This window comes from Streptomyces sp. HSW2009, from assembly GCF_040240285.1.
Lineage (GTDB): Bacteria > Actinomycetota > Actinomycetes > Streptomycetales > Streptomycetaceae > Streptomyces.
The window spans coordinates 1-2,598 of record NZ_JBEHZD010000807.1; the positions used below are offsets into that span (position 1 = coordinate 1).

A 2,598-nucleotide genomic window follows, 5' to 3' on the forward strand; every position below is an offset into this window, starting at 1 on the left:
CCGCCCGCCGGCTCAGCCCGCAGCTCCGCCTGGTCAGCCGGCTCTACAACCGCAAGCTCGGCCCGCGCCGGGGGGGGCCCCGGGGCCCGGCGGCGGGCCCCCCCCCCCCCCACCCGCGTCGAAGCGGACCCGCCCACCGGCCGAACCCGAGCCCGGTCCCGTGCCCCCCGTCCCCGTTCCACAGCTTCGGCTGGCCGGCCAGCTAACGGAGCCCGGGCCCGCACACCGACGCCGCCCCCCAACACACCGACGCCGCCCACACACAGCACGCCAGCCCCACGGGCGCGCCCCGCCTCACCGACGGGCCGTCACCGTGCTCTCCACCGCGAACAGTTCTTCCTCCACGTGGTCGAGCGCCAGGCGGAGCGCGCCGGTGGCGATGGCGGCCTCGCCGAGGATGGACTGGTCGACCAGGGGCGGGCGCAGGCAGTAGCGGGCGAGTTCGGTGCGCAGCGGGTCGAGCAGGCCGTCGAGCCCGGCCGCCCAGCCGCCGACCACGACCAACTCCGGGTCCAGCGCGAGGACCAGCGCGGTGACGTCGTGCACCAGCCGGCGGGTGAACCGCGCCTCGGCCGCCCTGGCCCCCGGGTCGCCCGCCCTGGCCAGTGCGAAGACCCGGGCCACCTGCTCCTCGTCCAGCGGGTGCAGCGGCTCGCCGGTGGTCGAGAGCACCTCCTCGGGCGTCGCCTCGCCGCCCAGCAGGTGCAGCGCGCCGATCTCCCCGGCCGCGCCCCCGAAGCCACGGTGCAGCCGCCCGCCGATCAGCGCCCCGGCCCCGGGACTCAGCCCGGCCAGGACGAAGACGACGTCGTTGGAGTGGGTCGCCGCGCCCTGCCAGTGCTCGGCGACGGCCGCCGTGTTCGCGTCGTTCTCCACCAGGACCGGGCAGCGGAAGGAGCGGCGCAGCCGCTCGCCGAGCGGCAGCCCGGTCCAGCCGGGCAGCGCCGTGCTCAGCCGTACGGTGCCGTCGGCGTCCACGATGCCGGGGCTGCCCACGCCCACCGCCCGCAGCGAACTGCGGGCCACCCCGGCGCGCTTCAACATGTCGGCCACGCCCTCGCGCAGCCGCCCCAGCCGCTCGTCGGCCGTGGCCTCGACCGTGACCTCCCGGGACATCGAGCCGAGCAGCCGGCCGCCCAGGTCGGACAGGAGCGCCGAGACGCGGTGCGGGCCGATCTCGATGCCGCACAGGTGCCCCGCCTCGGTACGGAACCGGAACCTGCGCGCCGGACGCCCCTGCCGGCGGGCCTCGCCCTCCTCGGCGGGCGTCTCCACCACCAGACCGCTCTCCGTCAGCCCCTCGATCACACCCTCGACCGTGGGCCGCGACAGCCCGGTGTCCCGCACCAGATCCGTGAGGGTCGCGGAGTCGATCGCCCGCAGCGCCTGCAACACCACGGCGGAGTTGATCCGCCGCAGCAACGACGGGTCCCCGCCGGTGAGCCGCCCCAATCCGGCCTCCCTACCTGTGAGTGTCTGCCGGATCGTATCCGCTACCGCGGGTCCCGGCGACTCCTCTTCGGGCCTCACAATGAGCCATCTCCGTGCACGTCACCCGCCCCGCAGACGCCGTCGGCGGCCACCGGTCGGCGATCGCCGCCACCGGGTGCGGTGCGGGTGCGCGCGCCGTGCCAAGCTCAGGTTCCCTCCTGCGGCGCGACGAACCCCGACTCGTACGCGGCGATCACCGCCTGGGTGCGGTCACGCGCGCCGAGCTTGGCGAGCACCGCGCTGACGTGCGTCTTGACCGTCTCGGTGCCGACCACGAGCCGGTGCGCGATCTCCGCGTTGGACAGGCCGCGGGCCATCAACCGCAGCACCTCGCCCTCGCGGGCGGTCAGCGCAGCGTGCTCCAACGCCGCCGGGGCCCGCGCCGGGCCGTGGGCCTGCGCCAGGGCCCGTACGGCGGCCGGAAACAGTAGCGAGTCACCCGCCGCCACCAGCCGCACGGCGTGCACGATCTCGGCCGGGCGGGCCCGCTTGAGCAGGAATCCGGCGGCGCCCGCGCGCAGCGCCTCATAGACGTACGCGTCGTTCTCGAACGTCGTCACCACCAGCACCTTCGGCGGCTCGGGCAGGGCGCGGAGCACGGCCCGGGTCGCCTCGATGCCGTCGAGCAGCGGCATCCGTACGTCCATGGCCACCACATCGGGCCGCAACTGTCGCACCAGCGGCACCACGGCTGCCCCGTCCGCGGCCTCGCCGACCACCTCGATGTCCGGCTGCGCCGTCAGGATCGCGCGCAGCCCGGCCCGTACGAGGGCCTCATCGTCGACGAGCAGTACGGTCACCGGCATCCGGTCAGCCTAGTGCGGCAGCGCCGCTGCCCGGCCGGGTGGTCCGGCGATCGTCGCTGGTGGGGCGGGTGTTTCGGGGGGCCTCGGGAGCCAGCGGCAGCCGTACGTGCACCCGCCACTGGTCGCCGGCGGGCCCGGCGTTGGCGTCGCCGCCGAGCAGCGCGGCCCGCTCGCGCACCCCGCGCAGGCCCCGGCCGCCGATGGGGCCGTTGCCGGTCGGGGCGCCCCCGTGGGCCCCCCCCCCCCGGCCCGGCCCGGGCGGGGGGCGGGGGGTGGGGCCCACAAGGGCGCGGGCGGCGGG

2 protein-coding genes and 2 pseudogenes are annotated in these 2,598 nt (G+C 76.8%); 1 reads left to right on the forward strand and 3 read right to left on the reverse strand.

The window, feature by feature from the left end; all coding sequences use genetic code 11:
- Nucleotides 1–206 (forward strand): annotated as a pseudogene (locus AAHZ94_RS32395) (hypothetical protein); the annotation flags it as partial.
- Between the two features lie 88 nt (nt 207–294).
- On the opposite strand, the gene AAHZ94_RS32400 reads toward AAHZ94_RS32395, so the two are convergent.
- From AAHZ94_RS32400 to AAHZ94_RS32410, 3 genes and pseudogenes are all read right to left on the reverse strand, one after another.
- On the reverse strand, nt 295–1,452 hold the full coding sequence (locus AAHZ94_RS32400; RefSeq protein ID WP_349997282.1) for an ROK family transcriptional regulator: 1,158 nt from the start codon (nt 1,450–1,452) through the stop codon (nt 295–297).
- A gap of 185 nt (nt 1,453–1,637) precedes the next feature.
- Nucleotides 1,638–2,297, reverse strand: a complete 660-nt coding sequence (locus tag AAHZ94_RS32405) for a response regulator transcription factor (protein ID WP_349997283.1) — start codon at nt 2,295–2,297, stop codon at nt 1,638–1,640.
- A 4-nt stretch (nt 2,298–2,301) separates the two neighbouring features.
- Nucleotides 2,302–2,598 (reverse strand): annotated as a pseudogene (locus AAHZ94_RS32410) (hypothetical protein); the annotation flags it as partial.